This window comes from Nocardia sp. NPDC058114 (assembly GCF_042884695.1).
In the GTDB taxonomy this organism is placed as follows: Bacteria; Actinomycetota; Actinomycetes; order Mycobacteriales; family Mycobacteriaceae; genus Nocardia.
Genome location: NZ_JBHVTK010000002.1, coordinates 190,553 through 206,565 on the forward strand (window position 1 = coordinate 190,553; position 16,013 = coordinate 206,565).

14 protein-coding genes are annotated in these 16,013 nt (G+C 67.1%); 6 read left to right on the forward strand and 8 right to left on the reverse strand.

Annotated features, from left to right (window positions below):
* Positions 1 to 15: 15 nt before the first annotated feature.
* From ACFVVI_RS09430 to ACFVVI_RS09445, 4 genes are all read right to left on the reverse strand, one after another.
* On the reverse strand, positions 16 to 1,545 hold the full coding sequence (locus tag ACFVVI_RS09430) for an aldehyde dehydrogenase family protein (protein ID WP_378990133.1): 1,530 nt from the start codon (positions 1,543 to 1,545) through the stop codon (positions 16 to 18).
* Positions 1,546 to 1,807: 262 nt separating this feature from the next.
* Positions 1,808 to 2,608, reverse strand: coding sequence for an oxygenase MpaB family protein (locus tag ACFVVI_RS09435; protein ID WP_378990132.1), 801 nt, complete (start codon positions 2,606 to 2,608; stop codon positions 1,808 to 1,810).
* A 361-nt stretch (positions 2,609 to 2,969) separates the two neighbouring features.
* Positions 2,970 to 4,760: an FAD-dependent oxidoreductase gene (locus ACFVVI_RS09440; protein WP_387444796.1), complete on the reverse strand. Its 1,791-nt coding sequence runs from the start codon at positions 4,758 to 4,760 to the stop codon at positions 2,970 to 2,972.
* Complete coding sequence (locus tag ACFVVI_RS09445) at positions 4,753 to 6,174, reverse strand: NAD(P)/FAD-dependent oxidoreductase (RefSeq protein WP_387444798.1); 1,422 nt, start codon at positions 6,172 to 6,174, stop codon at positions 4,753 to 4,755. Before ACFVVI_RS09445 ends, ACFVVI_RS09440 begins: the two co-directional genes overlap by 8 nt.
* A gap of 204 nt (positions 6,175 to 6,378) precedes the next feature.
* Between ACFVVI_RS09445 and ACFVVI_RS09450 the strand changes: the two genes are divergently transcribed.
* On the forward strand, positions 6,379 to 7,017 hold the full coding sequence (locus ACFVVI_RS09450) for a TetR/AcrR family transcriptional regulator (RefSeq protein WP_387444801.1): 639 nt from the start codon (positions 6,379 to 6,381) through the stop codon (positions 7,015 to 7,017).
* On the opposite strand, the gene ACFVVI_RS09455 is transcribed toward ACFVVI_RS09450, so the two are convergent.
* The gene (locus ACFVVI_RS09455; RefSeq protein ID WP_387444804.1) at positions 7,014 to 8,201 is read right to left on the reverse strand and encodes an AI-2E family transporter; all 1,188 of its coding nucleotides are present in this window, start codon (positions 8,199 to 8,201) and stop codon (positions 7,014 to 7,016) included. The genes ACFVVI_RS09450 and ACFVVI_RS09455 overlap by 4 nt on opposite strands.
* Positions 8,202 to 8,334: 133 nt before the next feature.
* On the opposite strand from ACFVVI_RS09455, the gene ACFVVI_RS09460 reads away from it, so the two are divergent.
* From ACFVVI_RS09460 to ACFVVI_RS09470, 3 genes are all read left to right on the forward strand, one after another.
* Positions 8,335 to 8,973 carry a TetR/AcrR family transcriptional regulator gene (locus ACFVVI_RS09460; RefSeq protein WP_379313566.1) on the forward strand — a complete coding sequence of 213 codons (639 nt, stop codon included), beginning with the start codon at positions 8,335 to 8,337 and terminating at the stop codon, positions 8,971 to 8,973.
* A complete protein-coding gene (locus tag ACFVVI_RS09465) occupies positions 8,970 to 10,562 on the forward strand; it encodes an MDR family MFS transporter (protein WP_378990125.1) in 1,593 nt (530 codons plus the stop codon). Before ACFVVI_RS09460 ends, ACFVVI_RS09465 begins: the two co-directional genes overlap by 4 nt.
* A 130-nt stretch (positions 10,563 to 10,692) precedes the next feature.
* On the forward strand, positions 10,693 to 11,025 hold the full coding sequence (locus ACFVVI_RS09470; protein WP_387444808.1) for a hypothetical protein: 333 nt from the start codon (positions 10,693 to 10,695) through the stop codon (positions 11,023 to 11,025).
* 58 nt (positions 11,026 to 11,083) lie between these two features.
* Here ACFVVI_RS09470 and ACFVVI_RS09475 read toward each other — a convergent pair whose 3' ends face one another.
* Positions 11,084 to 11,842, reverse strand: a complete 759-nt coding sequence (locus ACFVVI_RS09475; RefSeq protein ID WP_387444810.1) for a helix-turn-helix domain-containing protein — start codon at positions 11,840 to 11,842, stop codon at positions 11,084 to 11,086.
* A gap of 84 nt (positions 11,843 to 11,926) precedes the next feature.
* On the opposite strand from ACFVVI_RS09475, the gene ACFVVI_RS09480 reads away from it, so the two are divergent.
* Both ACFVVI_RS09480 and ACFVVI_RS09485 read left to right on the forward strand, forming a co-directional pair.
* Entirely contained in the window at positions 11,927 to 13,360 is a 1,434-nt protein-coding gene (locus ACFVVI_RS09480) for an MFS transporter (protein WP_387444812.1), read from the forward strand.
* Positions 13,361 to 13,462: 102 nt separating this feature from the next.
* Entirely contained in the window at positions 13,463 to 14,299 is an 837-nt protein-coding gene (locus ACFVVI_RS09485) for a helix-turn-helix domain-containing protein (protein ID WP_387444814.1), read from the forward strand.
* Positions 14,300 to 14,407: 108 nt separating this feature from the next.
* Here the strand turns inward: ACFVVI_RS09485 and ACFVVI_RS09490 are convergent, their stop codons facing one another.
* Entirely contained in the window at positions 14,408 to 14,815 is a 408-nt protein-coding gene (locus tag ACFVVI_RS09490) for an SRPBCC family protein (protein WP_387444816.1), read from the reverse strand.
* A gap of 44 nt (positions 14,816 to 14,859) precedes the next feature.
* Positions 14,860 to 15,999 carry an epoxide hydrolase family protein gene (locus ACFVVI_RS09495; RefSeq protein ID WP_387444818.1) on the reverse strand — a complete coding sequence of 380 codons (1,140 nt, stop codon included), beginning with the start codon at positions 15,997 to 15,999 and terminating at the stop codon, positions 14,860 to 14,862.
* Between the last annotated feature and the right edge of the window lie 14 nt (positions 16,000 to 16,013).

Here is a 16,013-nt window from a genome sequence, read left to right on the forward strand (position 1 = left end):
TCCGCGGCCGGACCTCTACCTGCCGAAGCGGCGCCGGCCGCGAGCGCCGGTCGCGCGCATCGCGTTCCGCATGAAGCCGAAGTTCTTGAGGCTGTACGGGTACCAGACGAGTTCGGACTTCTGGGTCGGCAGCGCCGGAGCCGTGATCGCCTGCTTGCGGCAGTACTTGCGCACGCCGTCGGCACCGCCGAATCGGTACCCGGTGCCGGACTGGCCCCAACCACCGTGGGGGAGCGCGAAATTGAACAGATTGATGGTGGCGTCGTTGATGTTCACCGCACCGACGGCCAGTCGCCGCGCGATTGCCTGCCCGCGGGACTTGTTGCCCGTCCACACCGAGGCCGACAGTCCGTACTCGGAGTCGTTGGCGAGCCGGATCGCCTCGTTCGCATCGGCGACCTTGATGACCGGGATCGTCGGGCCGAACGTTTCCTCGGTGATGCACGACATCGAGTGATCGACGTCGACCAGCACCGTCGGTTCGAAGAAGTTGCCCTCGCCTGTCGCCTTGCCGCCGGTGAGCGCTCGCGCGCCTTGGGCCAGCGCGTCATCGACGTGGCGGGTGACGATGTCGAGCTGGGCCTGGTTGGCGAGGGGACCGACGTCGATGTTTCCGCTACGGTCGTCGCGGCCGAGCCGCAGCGTCTTGACGTGGGCCACCAGCTTGTTCACGAACTCGTCGTATACCGCGGCCTCGACGTACACCCGCTCCACCGACACGCACAGCTGTCCGGCGTTGGTCAGTGCGCCGAAGGCGATGCCGTTGGCCGCGCGGTCGAGGTCGGCGTCAGCCAGCACGATCGCCGGGTCCTTGCCGCCCATCTCGAGGCTGTAGGGCAGCGTGCGTTCCGCGCAGGCGACCGCGATGCGGCGACCGGTGTTGCCGGAGCCGGTGAACTGGATGAAATCAGCGTTGCCGACCACCGCGGCGCCGGTGGCGCCGGATCCGGAGACCACCGTGAACACCGGCGGCGCACCGATCTCGGCCCAGCCGCGCGCGAGGGCGAGCGGCGTCAGCGGGGTCACCTCCGAGGGCTTGAGTAGCACCGCGGCGCCCGCGGCGAGCGCCGGGACGAGGTCGGAGGCAGGCATGGCGAGAGGGAAGTTCCACGGCGTGATGATGCCGACCACCGGATACGGCGTGTACGTGGTGGTCAGCTTCTTGACCCGCATCAACGGGGTGTGGGGGCTCACGGCGGTATCGGCGAGAAACTTCGCGGCGTTTCGCGCGTAGTAACCCAGCAGGTCGACGGTGAACGCGACCTCGACCTCGGCCTCCACCCGAGGCTTTCCTGACTCGTCTTGAATCGAGTCCGCCAGCTCGTCGCTGTGGTCGAGCACCCAATCCTGCAGCTTGAGCAGCCACTGCTTGCGCCCGGCCGCGCTGATCGAAGCCCACCGCGGCTGTGCTGTGCGCAGCGCGGCCGCGGCTGCGGCGACCTCCTCCGGGGTCGACACGGCGACGGTGCCGACCAGTTCTCCGGACGCTGGGTTGCGAACAGCCAGTTCAGCGGCGTCGACGGTGGGTGTGGCGGAATCAGACACATTTTCTCCTGGATAGCCGTATCGGACTACCAACCACCTTAGACAGAGTGAGATGTTTTGTATATCACTCTGTCATTTCGATGGCCAGCTCAGATCTTCGGGTCGAAACGGATCCGCCATGTTCATCCGCTATTTGCCCCTGCTTGCAAATATCAGAACAGGTGGAAGCCGTGTTTGACCGCTATATGTTACCGAGGATTCTCTCACTGGTGAAGAGGAAAGGGAATCAAAATGGTGATCAGGAAAGCTGGATCGGATCCGGCTACAGCTCCCGGCCCGCACGATGGACGAGACCTGCGCGCCTGTCGGCGCGCGCGGAAGGAACGTAGCGAATCCTGCGCGGTGCTACCGTCGCCGCCATCCGCAGGCCGGTGGCGTAGGAGCGGAACGCGGCCCGATCTCCCGGTCTGGACCGGACGTCGAGCAGTTCCTTGGTGCGAGGGTGGAGCAACTCGCGGACGGCGGCGGATGGCAGGAGTCGCGGGACCCAGCTGGTCGGACGCACGATCTCGGGTGCGAGCGTGCGACCGGCTGGGGTGAGGCGTAACTGCTGTGCGCACACCCGTTCGAAATAGTCGCCGAAACCCGCCCAGTCCTGCGGCATGGCCCGCGCCGACACGCCGAATCGCAGATACCACTCGCAGCACTCCTCGTACAGCCGTTCATGGTCGCGATCCGACATCGGCGCGATGAAGGTGTTGATCGCGACCACCAGCGTCTCCACATAGGTCGCGTGCTGAAAGTGGAACAGGTCCGGATTCAGTGCGTGGAAGCGCGCGCCACGGTCGTCGGTTCCGCCGATGTGCCCATGAATGTTGACCATGCGGTGCTGCTGGTCCCGATCGTGATAGGCCATGTGAACCGTCTGCGACACGGTTCGCGCTTTGTGGTACCACAGCCGCATCGCCATGTGTTCGTCGAGAGCTGTCGCGATGGCCGGGTGCAGAATCTGTAGCCCCACCGCGCGCGGCAAGGCGAGCAGAAATCGTCGATCGCCGACGTACCGGCGAAGCAGCGAGGTCCCTTTGTGTGGTGCGGTGGGCACGGGAGACGGTGTGGTCATGGTCGGCTCCGTTCGAAGACTGGCAGCTGTCAGAGGCTGTCGAGGGGTGGAGATCGCCATGAATGCGCAGCTGAGCGGCGGGACCGGCATATGGCTCGCCTGCCTCGCGTGGGCGTGATGATCGTGCTGCCAGTGGGTGGCGTAGAGCATCGTGAACGGGGAGCGAAACTCGCGGTGTCGGTCTCCGTGGCCGGACGACGGCGCAGCCGCTGGAATCCCGCGACGAGGTAGCTCGCCGGCAGACAGCAGGGCATCGTTACCTCATCCGATTCTGGGCGGGCCGCCTCGAATAATTATGGTGCACGCTGACACCACAATGATGTGGTGTCAGCGTGCACCAGAAACTGCGGATGGTCAAGGGTCAGCCGTCGAGCAGGTGAGGTAAACCGGCGCGAAAGCGGTCCGCGTCGATGGCTTTGGCGGCAGCGAAACCGGGAAGGGAGACCAGCGGGAAGATCTGGGCGCGGGGACTCGGATCGTCGGCGGCGTCGAGGATGGCGTTGGCCGCCGCGCGACCGGATTCGTTGGCGCCCTCCATGGTGGCCAGGTCGATGTGGTGGCGGACGTGATCACCGCCGAAATAGAGGTTGGGAATCGCGCAGTGTGCGTCGGGACGATTGTCGTAGGAGCCGACTGTGTTGACCAGCAGCGGGGTTTCGTTGTGGATGGTGGTTCCCGACCAGGTGATGCCGGGGTCCAGATGCCAGGAGTGGATGTCTTCGTCGCGTAGCCAGTCGGTGCCGGTGTTGAGCCAGGCTTTGAGCTGCGCCCAGGTCTCGGTGGCGATCTCGGCGGCGGTGCATTCCTTGGCGGTGCGGCCGAAGTGGATTCCGGGTGTGTCCCAGTCGGAGATGTCGACCGACAGGCATTCCAGCACCGAGCCGTCGCCGTAGGTGGCAGGGAAGTCGCCCACCCACATGGGGGCTTGGCGCAGCGCGGTGAGGGCCCAGGGGGAGCCCAGCGCCGCGATGTGTCCCTCGGGGATGTCGGTGGGGCGGCGCAGGTAGTACTGGATGCCGACCATCCAGTCGGTGACCAGGTTTCGCATCCCGCCCAGGCGCGGATCGGCCTCGATGATCGTGTCGTCGAGGAGGTCGACCGCGCGGTCGACCGGCATGGCGCACAGATAGTGGTCGGCTGTCACTGTCGTGGTCCCACCTGTTCCGCTGACCGTCGCGGCGGCGATGCGACCGCCGGCCATCCGCAATGCGGCCAGGCCCTGCCCCATGACGAAGCGGACGCCGAGCGTGCGCAGGTAGTCGACCCACGGATCGATCCAGGCGACGTTGGTCGGGCGGTTGAGGATTCGGTCGACGCCACCGGAGAACTGCGCAACCGTGCCGGACGCGGCCAGGACCAGCGCCTCGCCGATCGTGCCGATGGTTCGTGCGGAGCTGGTCTGCGGCTTCGCGGCGACGGTGATCCGGGTGAGCGCGTTCACCAGGTACTTCCGGTACGCGGGCGACTTTCCCTCGGCCTGCATGATCTGTTCCCAGGTCACGTATTCCCACTGGCCGAAGCGTCGTTCGGTGCTGGAGGTGAACCACACGAGCATCTGCTTGGCGAAGAACGCCAGCTCGTGTGGTGGTAGGTCGGGGATGAAGCCGAGCGCGCCGATGATGCTGTTCTGCATCAGTTCCGGCGTCAACTGACTCAGTCCACCGAGCTCGACCGGGGCGAAGATCGGCGGCAGGTCCTGGAATCCGGCGACCGTGCCCTCGACCCGCACCAGGTTGTCGAGCACACCGTTCTGGTTGCCGGGGAACGGGATTCGGCTCATCGTGTCGGGGACATGCTGATAGCAACCGGGGAAGAATCGGAACCCGTGTTCACCCGGCAGATGCTGACGACCGGGCGACGCGGTTCCCGGCACGCCCATACTGCGGGCTTTCCCGCCGAGGAACGCGGGCTCGTAGACGGTGATGTCGTAGCCTCGCTCGGCCAGCTCGTGCGCGGCACTGAGCCCGGCCATGCCGCCACCGAATATCGCCACCGACTTGCCGCCGGAGCGCAGTAGTGGCGAACGCCGGGCAGTCGTCGCTGCGGCGAAGGCCGGGGGAGTCACGGCTAGTGCGGCTCCGGCGACGAGCCCGGCGCGCAGCGCGGTGCGGCGGGTGATCGGTGCTGACAACGGTGTCGGCTGATCAGGCATGGTGTTCTCCTGGACCTGCGGTGGTGAGGGTGAAAGGCGGGTTCGGTGGTGGGCAGTCATCGGTTGCGTTGCCGCGCAGGGTTGTCCGCGTGGTTCGCCATTCGCTGGTCGAGTCGCGGATCTCGCGTGCCACGTCGACGAGGACGGCGGGCAGATGTGCCCACTGGTGGACCGAGGCGCGGACCGCGAGGCCCAGTGCGCGGGACGGGGTATACAGCTCGGCGGGCCGGTGGGTGCGGGAGAAGATGCCCGCGGTGATCTCCGCCAGTTCCGGGTCGTCGGCGGCGGTGCGGTAGAGCTCGATCTCCAAGGGCCGCAACGTTTCACCACGTGCCAGCCGATTCGTCCAGTGGAAGATCTCGCGGCACTCGACGACGCGGCGGCGCTCCCACTCCGACAGGGCAGCGTCGAGAGCCCGCGGGTCGTGGAGAACCTCGTCGACCGACTCGGCGAGCGTCCGTCCATAGTGCAGGGCGTCGCGGATGCCCTGCGCGGTGACGGGATCTTTGAAGTGTCCGGAGTCGCCGGGCAATGCCCAGCCCGGGCCCGCGGAACGGCGGAAGTACGAGGAAATGCCGGTGGCGGAACGGATCCGGCCCACGCGCTCACACCCGCGCAGTCGGCCTGTCAAATCCGGAATCCGGGCCAGGGCCTCGGCGTAGCGGCGTTCCGCCACACCGGGACCTCGTCCGAGGTCGCTGACCGTGGGCGGCTGCACCAGGCTGAGCACCAGGCCGTCGTCGCACGGGAAGGCGGTGCCGAGGTCGGCACCGACACGCCACTGGGCGGCGATGTGGCGGGGAGCGTCGGCGGCATCGCGCCAGTAGGCGAAATAGCAGTCGCGCCCGCTCGGCACGCTCAGAAACGGTCGTTCGGCGCCCACCGCGCGGGCGATGGTGCTGCGCCGCCCGTCCGCGCCGACAACGAGCGCGGCGCGGATCTCCCTGGTCTGGCCCGCGGCATCGAGGTATCGCACACCGGCGCAACGGTTCCCGTCCCAGACCACCGAGGTGACCCGGCAGCGCGGCCGCACCTGCGCGCCCGCGTTCACCGCGGTGCGCACCAGCACGGCGTCGAGTCCGGTGCGGCGCACACACATCGCGTAGTCGATGCCGTCGACCGAGGGAAAGCCAGAACCGACACCGTGGCCCGCGGCCTGTGCGTAGGCCCTGGTCAGCCGTGGCGCACCGAGTGCTTCGACGGCGGCCAATGCGTCGAGGCGCTGGAGCTCGGCCAGCCCGGCCGGCCAGAGCAGGTGGGTGGACAGGGTGTCCGACGGCAAGATGGCGGCGTCGAGCACGACCACAGCGCGACCCGCCCTCGCGAGTGTCGCCGCGGTAGCCGACCCCGCGCAGCGCGCGCCGACCACGACGACGTCGGTCCTTTCGACTGCGGTGACGGGGGAATCGACCATGAAGACCACCTCGGTCACTGAGTCTCGGACAGTGTGTCCGATTGATGATGAGGCGGGCCGTATTCAGGTGTCAATAGCCAACCGGGACAGGGGGATTGCCGCGGCCCCTACCCCCGCCACCACGGCGGCCCGCGGGTCTACGGGCACAATGGGACGCATGGGCAATGCCAGCGCACCCGGTGCGGCATCGGCGACGGATAGCCGATGCCCTCACTGACCCGTGTCCCGCGATCGGCGCGCAAACCCGCTGACGACCGGCGGGCGGAATTCGAACGACGGGTCCTGACCGCGGTCGAAGACCTGCTGGCCGACGGCACGCCGTTCACCGAGATCGCCGTGCAGAAGATCGCCGCCGCGTCCGGGTCGGCGAGATCTACCTTCTATCGCTACTTTCCGGACAAGAGCAGACTGCTGATCCGAATGGCCGAGTTGGCCACCGCCGATCTGTTCGCCGCGGCCGAGATGTGGTGGAGTGCCGAGCACACCGATCAGCAGGCCGGAGTCGTGCTGGCCATGCGCGCGATGATCGGCGGTTTCCGCGACCATCGCTATCTGCTGCTCGCCCTGACCGAAGTGGGCTCCTACGACCGGGAGGTCGGTGCCTACTGGCGTTCCCGAGTGGCGACCTTCGCCGAACTGGTGCGTGCCCGGCTGGCGGCCGAACAGGCGTCGGGCCGCGTCGGGCCGCAGCTCGATCCCCGAGCCACCGCCCTGATTCTCACCTCGATGGTCGAACGCACGATCTCGGTCGCCTTCGCCGCCGAAACCGGTGTCGGCGAGGAGGAATTGGCCGAATCACTCGGTCGCGCGATCTGGCTCGTCATCTACGGGGACGCGCCCTAGTCGCTGTCCTTCTGCGAGACAGCGTCCTCGGCTGCGGCTGTGGTTGTGGTTGTGTGGGCGGAACGTTTGCGGCGCGGTGTCGTCTGATCGATGCGCGGATCCTCGGTCACCGCATAGTGTTTGACGTACTCGGACAGGAACGCCTGCACTGTCGCGGTGGCCGGAATAGCCAACAGTGCGCCGACCGCGCCGAGCAGCGCGCCACCGGCGAGTACCGACAGCAGGGCGATCGCGGCGTTGACGTCGACGGTGCGCGCGGTGATCCGAGGCTGTAGCAGATAGTCCTGGAACCACTGGTAGACAACCGCGAACACGATGATCCATACCGCGTCCATCGGGTCGACCGTCAGCGCCACGAAGACCGGAACGATCGCGGCGATGTAGGTGCCGATGGTCGGGATGAACGCGGAGATCACGCCGAACCAGACCCCGAGCGCGATGGGGTTGGGCAGGTGCAGGATCGACAGGAATACCCCGTGCACGATCGCGGAGACGATCGCCAGCAGCAACCGCGAGAACAGGTAGCCGCCGGTCTTGTCGATGGCGAGGTCCCAGGCGTGCAGGAAGGTCTGCTGGCGGGCCGGCGGCAGGAGTGAGCACACCGTGCGCCGCACCTTCGGGCCACCCGCGGTGAGGTAGACGCTGAACAGCGCGATGGTCAGGACCTGGGCCAAGCCGCCCAGGACCGTGGTCGACACGCCCCAGGCATTGTCGGCGGCGGTGTGCGCGTAGCTCTCGAGCAGGTCTGATTCGCGCAGCAGCCGTTGGCTCAGGTCGTGCGTTGTGAAGTGCTGTCCGAAGGTGTGATTGACCCAGTCCACGCCCTCGTCGAGCAGTCGTGGCGTCTCATGGACCAGGTTGGTCGCCGTCTCCACGAGCAGGGTCACCAGTGCGGCGAGAAAGGCCAGCACGCAGAGGAAGGTGGCGATGAATACCAGGCCGGTGGCGAGACCACGCGGTACCCCCCGCCGCACCAGCAGTGCGACGGGCGGCTCCATCGCCAGCGAGATGAAGAACGCGACGAACAAGATGATCAGGATGTCGGTCAGCCGGTGGAACGCCCAGTCTGCGAGCAGGAACAATCCGAAGAACGCCAGTGCCAGCACCATGGCCCGAGGTAGCCACGTCGGCATTCTGGTTCGCGCGGGCGCCTGCGCAGCGCTGTCCCCGGGGTCGATGTCCACGACTTCCAGTGTCGCCCCGGGTCGGTCCTTTTCCCGGCATCAACGCGGCGTCGACCTGCCCGAAGAGGCGGCCCGCTTCTCGGGCAAATAGTTGCAGTTCCTGAAATATTGCAGTTTGTGCTAATTTATGGGCGTGACTCAGGAGCCGGTCAAACAGGCCGCGGTCGGTCTGCGTGAACAGAAGAAGCAACGGACCCTGCTCGATCTCTGCCTCGCCGCGCGGCGATTGGCGGTCGAGCACGGGCTGGACGCGACGAACGTCGACGACATCGCCAAGGCCGTGGGCGTCTCGCCGCGCACGTTCTTCAACTATTACGAGACCAAGCTGGACGCGGTGGTCGGCCCGATCGGTGAGATCGGTACGCCCGAAGCCAGAAGCGAATTCGTCGCAGGCGGTCCGACCGGTGTGCTCATCGAAGACCTCACCTGGCTGCACGCCGCGGGCTTCCAGCCGGAAAGCGAAGTGCGCGAGGGCATCTCGCTGGTCACGAAACTGGTGATGGCCGAGCCGAGAGTGCTCGCCGCCTTCATCGCCTCCGGCGCCCGGATGGAGGCCGCCATCGCCGAACTCCTCGCGGCCAGGTGCGGGGCCGACGTCGACCCCGAATTCGCCTCGCTCACCGCGGGAATCATGACAACCATCACCACGCGGGCGGCGATGTCGCTGGCCGCGGACCCGAACGGGTCGCTGGCGGCAGCGCTGCACGAGCACTGCGCCATGGCCTCCCGGCTGTTCCGGCCGGACGACAGCACAAGGGAGACGCTCCGATGACCACGACGGCCGACTCGCCGCCCACCCCGATCGTCCTGACGCAGAAGCGGATCTGGCTGATCTTCTCCGCTCTGATCGCGGGCATGTTCCTGGCCAGCCTCGATCAGATGATCGTCGGCACCGCGATGCCGACCATCGTCGGCGAACTGGGCGGTGTCTCGCACATGGCCTGGACCGCCACCTCCTACCTGCTCGCCACCACCATTGTGATGCCGATCTACGGAAAACTCGGCGATATGTTCGGCAGGCGATGGCTGTTCCTGTTCGCGATCACCGTCTTCACCGCCGCGTCGATCGGCGCCGCCGCGTCGACCAGCTTCTGGGAGTTCATCGCGTTCCGCGGTCTGCAAGGTGTGGGTGGCGGCGGTCTGATGATCCTGGCGCAGGCCATCATCGCCGATGTGGTGCCCGCCAAGGACCGCGGCAAGTACATGGCTCCGATGGGTGCTGTCTTCGGCATCACCTCGGTCGCCGGACCGCTGCTCGGCGGACTGTTCGCCGACCATCTCGACTGGCGGTGGTGCTTCTGGATCAATGTGCCGATCGGCATCGCCGCGCTGTTCATCGCCTTCCGCTACCTCAACATCCCCAGCCATCGGCCCAAGTTCCGGCCCGACTACCTCGGCATCGTGCTCATGTCGACCGCGACCACCTTGCTGATCCTGATCACCGACTGGGGCGGCAAGCAGTACGCCTGGGGCTCGACGGTGATGGTGTCGATGATCGCCGCTCTCGTCATCGTGGTCGCGGCCTTCGTGTTCGTCGAGTCGAGGGCCGAGGAGCCGATGCTGCCGCTGTGGCTGTTCCGCAATCGCACCTTCGTACTCACCTCGCTGATCGGATTCCTCGTCGGCCTGGTGATGTTCGCGGCCATCGGCTTCATCCCGACCTACCTGCAGATGGCCAGCGGTACCTCCGCGTCGGTGTCGGGTCTGCTGCTGATCCCGATGATGATCGGCATGATGCTCACGCTGATCACCTCGATGAACGCGATCACCAAAACCGGTCGCTACCGGGTGTACCCGCCGATCGGCGCCGCGCTGATCGGGATCGACATGCTGTGGCTGACCCGCCTGGACGCCAACACCTCGATGTGGCTGGTCTCGGCCATGCTGTTCGTGATGGGCGCCGGCCTCGGCCTGATCATGCAGATCATCGTGCTCGTGGTGCAGAACGCGGTGGCCCCCGACCAGATCGGCACGGCGACCAGCGCCAACAACTACTTCCGTGAAATGGGTGGCGCGCTGGGCATCGCGATCTTCGGTTCCATCTTCACCGGCAGGCTGACCGAGAACCTCACCGGCGCGTTCCAGGCGAACTGGCAGGAAGCGGCGGCGGCGAAAATCGATCCGAGCGCACTGATTCCCTCGGTGGTCAAGAACCTGCCGGACAACCTGCACGACGCGATCGTCAGCGCCTACGTCGACGCGCTGGTCCCCGGATTCTGGTACCTGATCCCGGGTGCGGTGCTCGCGTTCGCGCTCGCGTTGTTCATCCCGCATCTGACACTGTCCGACGAAGCGGGAATGGTCGCGCGTGGTGAAGCGGTGATGGCCGAGACCGAGCCGGACCTGGTCAAGGAGAGCTGAGCGGGCCGCCTGCCGATCCGGCCGATGCTGCGGCGAATGTATAAGGCCCGCTATCGATTTCGGTAGGGCGGCCTTATCATTCAGGTCGGACACCGTGCGACGTCGCAGCGCCGATCAGAGGAGCGAGTCAGTGACTACCTATACCGAGCAGTGGTCGGAACTGTTCGGAATGACGCTCGACGACTGGCTGTGCACCGGGACCGTGAACGAGGTGCATCCGGACCTGAGCTGGGATCGGGTGCGCCGGCACGCGGTGGCGGAGATGAACAAACGGCTGGCGGACAGCTGGAGAGCCGGCGTCGACGAGGCGGGGACGATCAGTAGCGCCTCGCTCGCGCTCTTCGACGAGGGGCACATGAAAGCGATCGCGACCGAGGTGCGGGTCGCGACGATCGACAGCGTCGCCTGGATGTCGCAGCTCAGCGTCAGACGTCCGGTGGACGGGTCCACCGGAGGCCGCTGACGGAGTGCGGCAGGGGCTGCCGATCACCTGATGGTCGTGGGCTTCGGGGCTGTTCGGTTCAGCTGTCGAGGTATCGCCGCGGCGATGTGCCGACCGTTCGGCGAAAGGCCGCGAGAAACGCACTGGCGGTGGCGTATCCGACGGTGTGCGCGACGAGGAAGACGGGCCGGCCGTCGGCCAGCAGTGGCAGCGCGGCCTGGATTCTCGCGTGGGTGCGCCAGCGGTCGAAACTCATCCCGGTGTCCTGCACGAACAATCGGGTGAGCGTGCGACGGCTCACGCCGACGGCCCGGGCGTGGGCTTCCAGGCTGCGCGGGTCGGCCGGGTTGTCCAGTAACGCGTCGGCGACTGTGCGTACTCGTTCGTCGACGGGGTGGGGCACGTCGATCGGCGTCGCGGGCAGCGGCTGCAACAGGTCGAGGACGACCGCCTCGGCGCGGAGCCGCTGATCATCGGCCAGTGTGCTCTGGGCGAGGTGCACGATCAAGTGGGCCAGCAGGCCGTCGACGCGGACCGCGGTGGGTTCGGACCAGTCCAGCTCGCAGCGGTCCGGTTCGAAATAGAGGCTGCACAGCACGGCGTCGCGGCTCGCGCCGGTCTTGTGCGCGACTCCTGCGGGCAGCCATAACGCGCGGGTCGGCGGCACGATCCAATGCGCTTGTCCCACAGCGACTCCGAGTACGCCGCTGCGTGTCCAGGCCAGCTGGTGCTGGGGGTGGTAGTGCTCGTGGGTCCACTGTCCGGCCGCGAGCGGGAAGCTGCCGACCACGATCGCGCCCACGCCAGGGGGAGCGGGTTCGAAGGCGGGTTCGGGCACATTCTGAGTCTATGTCCTCAATGCGCTATCAGTTGGCCTGGTGACGTCTAGCGGCCATCTGTCGTCGCTGCCTACCGTCGATGCATGACTTCGATCTCTACAGCGGAATCCGGCTCGGGCGCAGACGAGGCTCGGCGCCGCGCGGTGCTGATCGTGCTCTGCCTGGTCCAGTTCATGCTGAATCTGGACGACAACGTGGTCAGTGTCGCGCTGCCCACCGTGCGCGACGACCTCGGATTCACCACCGCGGGTCTCGCGTGGGTGGTGAACGGCTACATCCTCGCCTTCGGCGGGTTCCTGTTGCTGTTCGGCCGAGTGGCCGATCTCCTGGGTCGGCGCCGGGTGTTCCTCAGCGGCGTAGCCCTTTTCGGCGTGGCGAGCGTGTTGTGCGCGCTCGCGCAGGAACCGTGGCAGTTGGTGGCGGGGCGATTCATCCAGGGCACAGGTGCGGCGATGGCGAGCCCGGCCGCGCTCGCGCTGCTCACTCTGCTCTATCCGGGCGCGGGCGAACGCGCCAAGGCGATCGGCATCTGGGGCGCGACGGCCGCGGTGGGCGCCACATCCGGGCTGGTGATCTCCGGGGCTCTGACGGGGTTCGCTTCGTGGCGGTGGATTTTCCTGATCAACGTCCCGGTCGTTGTCGTGGCCTCGGTGCTGCTGCCACGGTGGGTCGCGGAGAGCCGGAGTGGACCACGCACACGGGTCGATGTCGTGGGAGCGGCCCTCATCACCGGCGCACCGGTGCTACTGGTCTACGGCTTGCTGCGCGCGTCCGAAACCGGTTGGGGCGAACGCGGTTCCACGATGGCGATGATCGCTGCGGTCCTGCTGGCGGTGGTGTTCGTGATCGTGGAGCGGCGCACCGACGAACCGCTGGTTCCGTTGTCGTTCCTGGCTTTTCGGCCACGAGCGGTGGCCAATGGGGCGACCCTGCTGTTCTCCGCCGCCTTCTACGCGATGGCCTTCCTGCTGATGCTGCACCTCCAGACCGTTCTCGGCTACGGACCTTTCATCGCGGGTCTGGCGTATCTGCCTTTCGGAGCGGGGATTCTGGCCGGGATGTGGGTGTCGTCGCGGGCGGTGAACCGGCTCGGTGAGCGTGCTGGGCTGGTGACCGGACTCCTTGTCAGCGCGGTGGGCCTGGTGCTGATGTCGGGCATCGACGGCCACGACAGCTACGCCTCGGGGGTGCTGCCCGCCCTGCTCGTCACCAGCATCGGCTGCGGGATGAGCCTGCCCGCGTTGGCGGTCACCGCACTCACCGGCACCACCGAGGACAACGCCGGAATCGGCTCCGCCGTCCTCAGCTCTGTCCAGCAACTCGGCGGCGCACTGGGTTTGGCGATCCTGGTGACGCTCGCCACGCGTCGCGGTGACTCCTCGGCCGGCTCGATCGACGCTCGGCAGGCCGCGACCCAAGCGTTCTCCTATGCCCTGACGATCGCCGCCGCGCTGGTCGGGCTCGCTGCGGTGCTGATCGCGACGATGCTGCGCAATCACACTCGAGAAACCGAATAGTTGTATCGTGGTGTGCGAATAGGTACTCCAGGGCGGAGGGGAGGAGGCGCGGTGGGCGACAATGTGGAGCCTGTCGATGCATCACCGCCCACACAGCGCGTCGTGTCCGTGCTGGAACTTCTCGCCGACGCGGCTGAACCGCAGACCTCGGCGCAGATCGCCGATTGCCTCGCGCTGAGCCGGTCGACGGTCGGCAATGTGCTCTCCGCGCTGCGGGCGCGCGGGTGGGTGACTCGCCGCGGTGATCTGACCTATGAGTTGGGTCCCGCGTTCCTGCGGACCGCCGAGCGAGAACGAAGCAAGCTCGCCGAGGACTCGTCGTTGCACGCCGCCCTGCAGGGCCTGGCGCAGGACGTGGATTGTGGTGTCGCACTGGTTGTTGTCGACGGCGCCGAAATCCTGTTCAGCGCCGTCGTCGAGAACCGTGGACGAATTCCCGCCGGAATCTCGGTCGGCACCAGATTGCCGCTCATCCCACCCGCCGCGGCGACGATCGTGGCTCATTCCGCCGACCTGATCCGGCAACCGTGGCTGGCGGCGGCCGAGCCGCAAGATCGCGTGAAGTTCGAGCGGCTTCTGGGCGACATCCGCGTCGTCGGCGCCGCGGTCTGGGGGGTCGACTCCCGCAGCGTCGCCACCCTCGATGTCCTCGCCGACGTCGTCGACCATCTCGCCCACGATCCGGTCAGCCGAACGCTGCGCGAACGGGTGCTCGCGCTGCTCGGGGAGATCAGCGGCACGGCTTATCGTCCTGCCGAACTCGACACCGATGTGGCACTGCCGATCAGTTACGTGTCGGCGCCCGTCTTCGGCTCCGGCGGGGATGTGCTGGCGGAGCTGATCGTCGGCCCGATGCGGGCCGCGGTGACCAGGGCCGAACGCGACCGTTACCTGGCCGCGGTGATCGCGGCAGCGAAAGTGATTCCCGGCCTGCGTTGACCGCCACCGAGAGCTTGTGATCATCGACGCCACCGCACGGGTAGCGCGTTCGGTCCACGCAGCGCCACCCCGACCCGACTGGAGCCTCTCGGTGCACGGCGCGGGGCACTAGCGGCTGGTCTCCATCGTCTGCTTGAAGATGGTCAGGCCGTGTTCCATTGCCGCGCCCATCGGGACGGCGAGGTCGTCGGGTTGGACGTCGTGGATCCAGACGAATCGGCTGTGGCCGTCACGGTGGGGGAAGACCTGCATCGACGCGTTGTCGTGGGTGGGCCGCATGGTGTCGCCGATGACGGAGTAGGCGATTCGGCGTGATTGCTCGTCGAGGGCGATGAGGCGCTCGCGAACGACTGTTCCGTCGGCGAAAGTGGCGGTCCTGACCCCGGGCTCGACGAGTCGGCTGTCGGTGACGAATCCCGGGGCCATCCGGACGGGGCCTTCGGTGAAGTCGCTGATGACCGCCCACACCTGTGCGGGGTCGGCGTCGATGAGGATCTCTTTGTGCACGGTGGCCATGCTCTGTGTCGCTTTCTGTCGTGGGTGTCTGTGAGGAGGCGTTGTCAACGGAAGTCGCGGAAGCTGGCGCGCAGGTCGTCGATGATCAGGTCGGGTTCCTCCATGGCCGCGAAGTGGCCGCCGCGATCGAATTCGGTCCAGCGCACGATGGTGTGGTTGCGTTCGGCGATGCGACGGACGGGGACACCGAGGTCGTTCGGCAACACGGCCACCGCGACCGGCACCTCGGTCGCGGGCTCGGGCCGGCCCCACGTCGCGGCGCCCTCGTAGTAATAGCGCGCCGAGGAACCAGCGGTGCCGTTGAGCCAATAGATCATGACGTTGGTGAGCATCGTGTCACGGTCGACGGCGTCCTCGGGGACATCGGTCGAATCGGTCCAGTCCTTGAAGCGCTCGACGATCCAAGCCAGTTGCCCCACAGGGGAATCGGTGAGCGCGTAGGACAGTGTCTGCGGGCGGGTGGCCTGCAGCATCGCGTACGCGCCGAGTTCGTACTGGGCGCGCTGAGCCAGCTGGAGGGCCCGCTTCTCGGCCGGGTTGTCGAGGTCGGCCGTCTCGGGAGTGACGGTGGCCGAGGCGATCATGGTCACGTGCAACGCCACGAGGTGGTCGGGATCGAGCACCGCCAGTTCGCGCGAGATGGCAGCACCGGTGTCCTCGCCGTGGGCGGCGTAGCGCTCGTAGCCGAGTCGGCGCATCAGCTCGGCCCAGGCTCGCGCGGCCCGGCTGGTCGACCAGCCGATCGCGGGACCGGACAACCCGAAGCCGGGAATCGTCGGCACTACCACGTCGAACGCGTCCTCGGCCCGGCCGCCGTGCGCGACCGGATCGGTCAGCGGCCCGATCACGTCGAGGAACTCCACGATCGATCCGGGCCATCCATGGGTGAGGATCAACGGCATCGCATCGGGTTCGGCCGACCGGACATGGAGGAAATGCACGGCGTGACCGTCGATCTCGGTGCGGAACTGCGGGAACGCGTTGAGGCGCGCCTCCTGCGCTCGCCAGTCGTAGGTGGTGCGCCAGTACCGCACCAGTTCCTGGGTGTAGTCGAGCGGAATACCCTGCGCCCAGCCGACTCCGGTCACACCGTCGGGCCAGCGGGTGTCGTCCAGACGTCGATGGAGATCGTCGAGCTGGGACTGCGCGACGTCGATGCGGAAGGGAGTGATTGCTTCGCTCATGAAAACCAAGCTAC

What these genes read in the sequence shown, in the direction of transcription:
- ACFVVI_RS09435 (WP_378990132.1), bottom strand. Translation starts at nt 2,608, where the DNA reads ATGACCACACCGTCTCCCGTGCCCACCGCACCACACAAAGGGACCTCG.
- ACFVVI_RS09440 (WP_387444796.1), bottom strand. Translation starts at nt 4,760, where the DNA reads ATGCCTGATCAGCCGACACCGTTGTCAGCACCGATCACCCGCCGCACC.
- ACFVVI_RS09445 (WP_387444798.1), bottom strand. Translation starts at nt 6,174, where the DNA reads ATGGTCGATTCCCCCGTCACCGCAGTCGAAAGGACCGACGTCGTCGTG.
- ACFVVI_RS09450 (WP_387444801.1), top strand. Translation starts at nt 6,379, where the DNA reads ATGCCCTCACTGACCCGTGTCCCGCGATCGGCGCGCAAACCCGCTGAC.
- ACFVVI_RS09465 (WP_378990125.1), top strand. Translation starts at nt 8,970, where the DNA reads ATGACCACGACGGCCGACTCGCCGCCCACCCCGATCGTCCTGACGCAG.
- ACFVVI_RS09480 (WP_387444812.1), top strand. Translation starts at nt 11,927, where the DNA reads ATGACTTCGATCTCTACAGCGGAATCCGGCTCGGGCGCAGACGAGGCT.
- ACFVVI_RS09490 (WP_387444816.1), bottom strand. Translation starts at nt 14,815, where the DNA reads ATGGCCACCGTGCACAAAGAGATCCTCATCGACGCCGACCCCGCACAG.
- ACFVVI_RS09495 (WP_387444818.1), bottom strand. Translation starts at nt 15,999, where the DNA reads ATGAGCGAAGCAATCACTCCCTTCCGCATCGACGTCGCGCAGTCCCAG.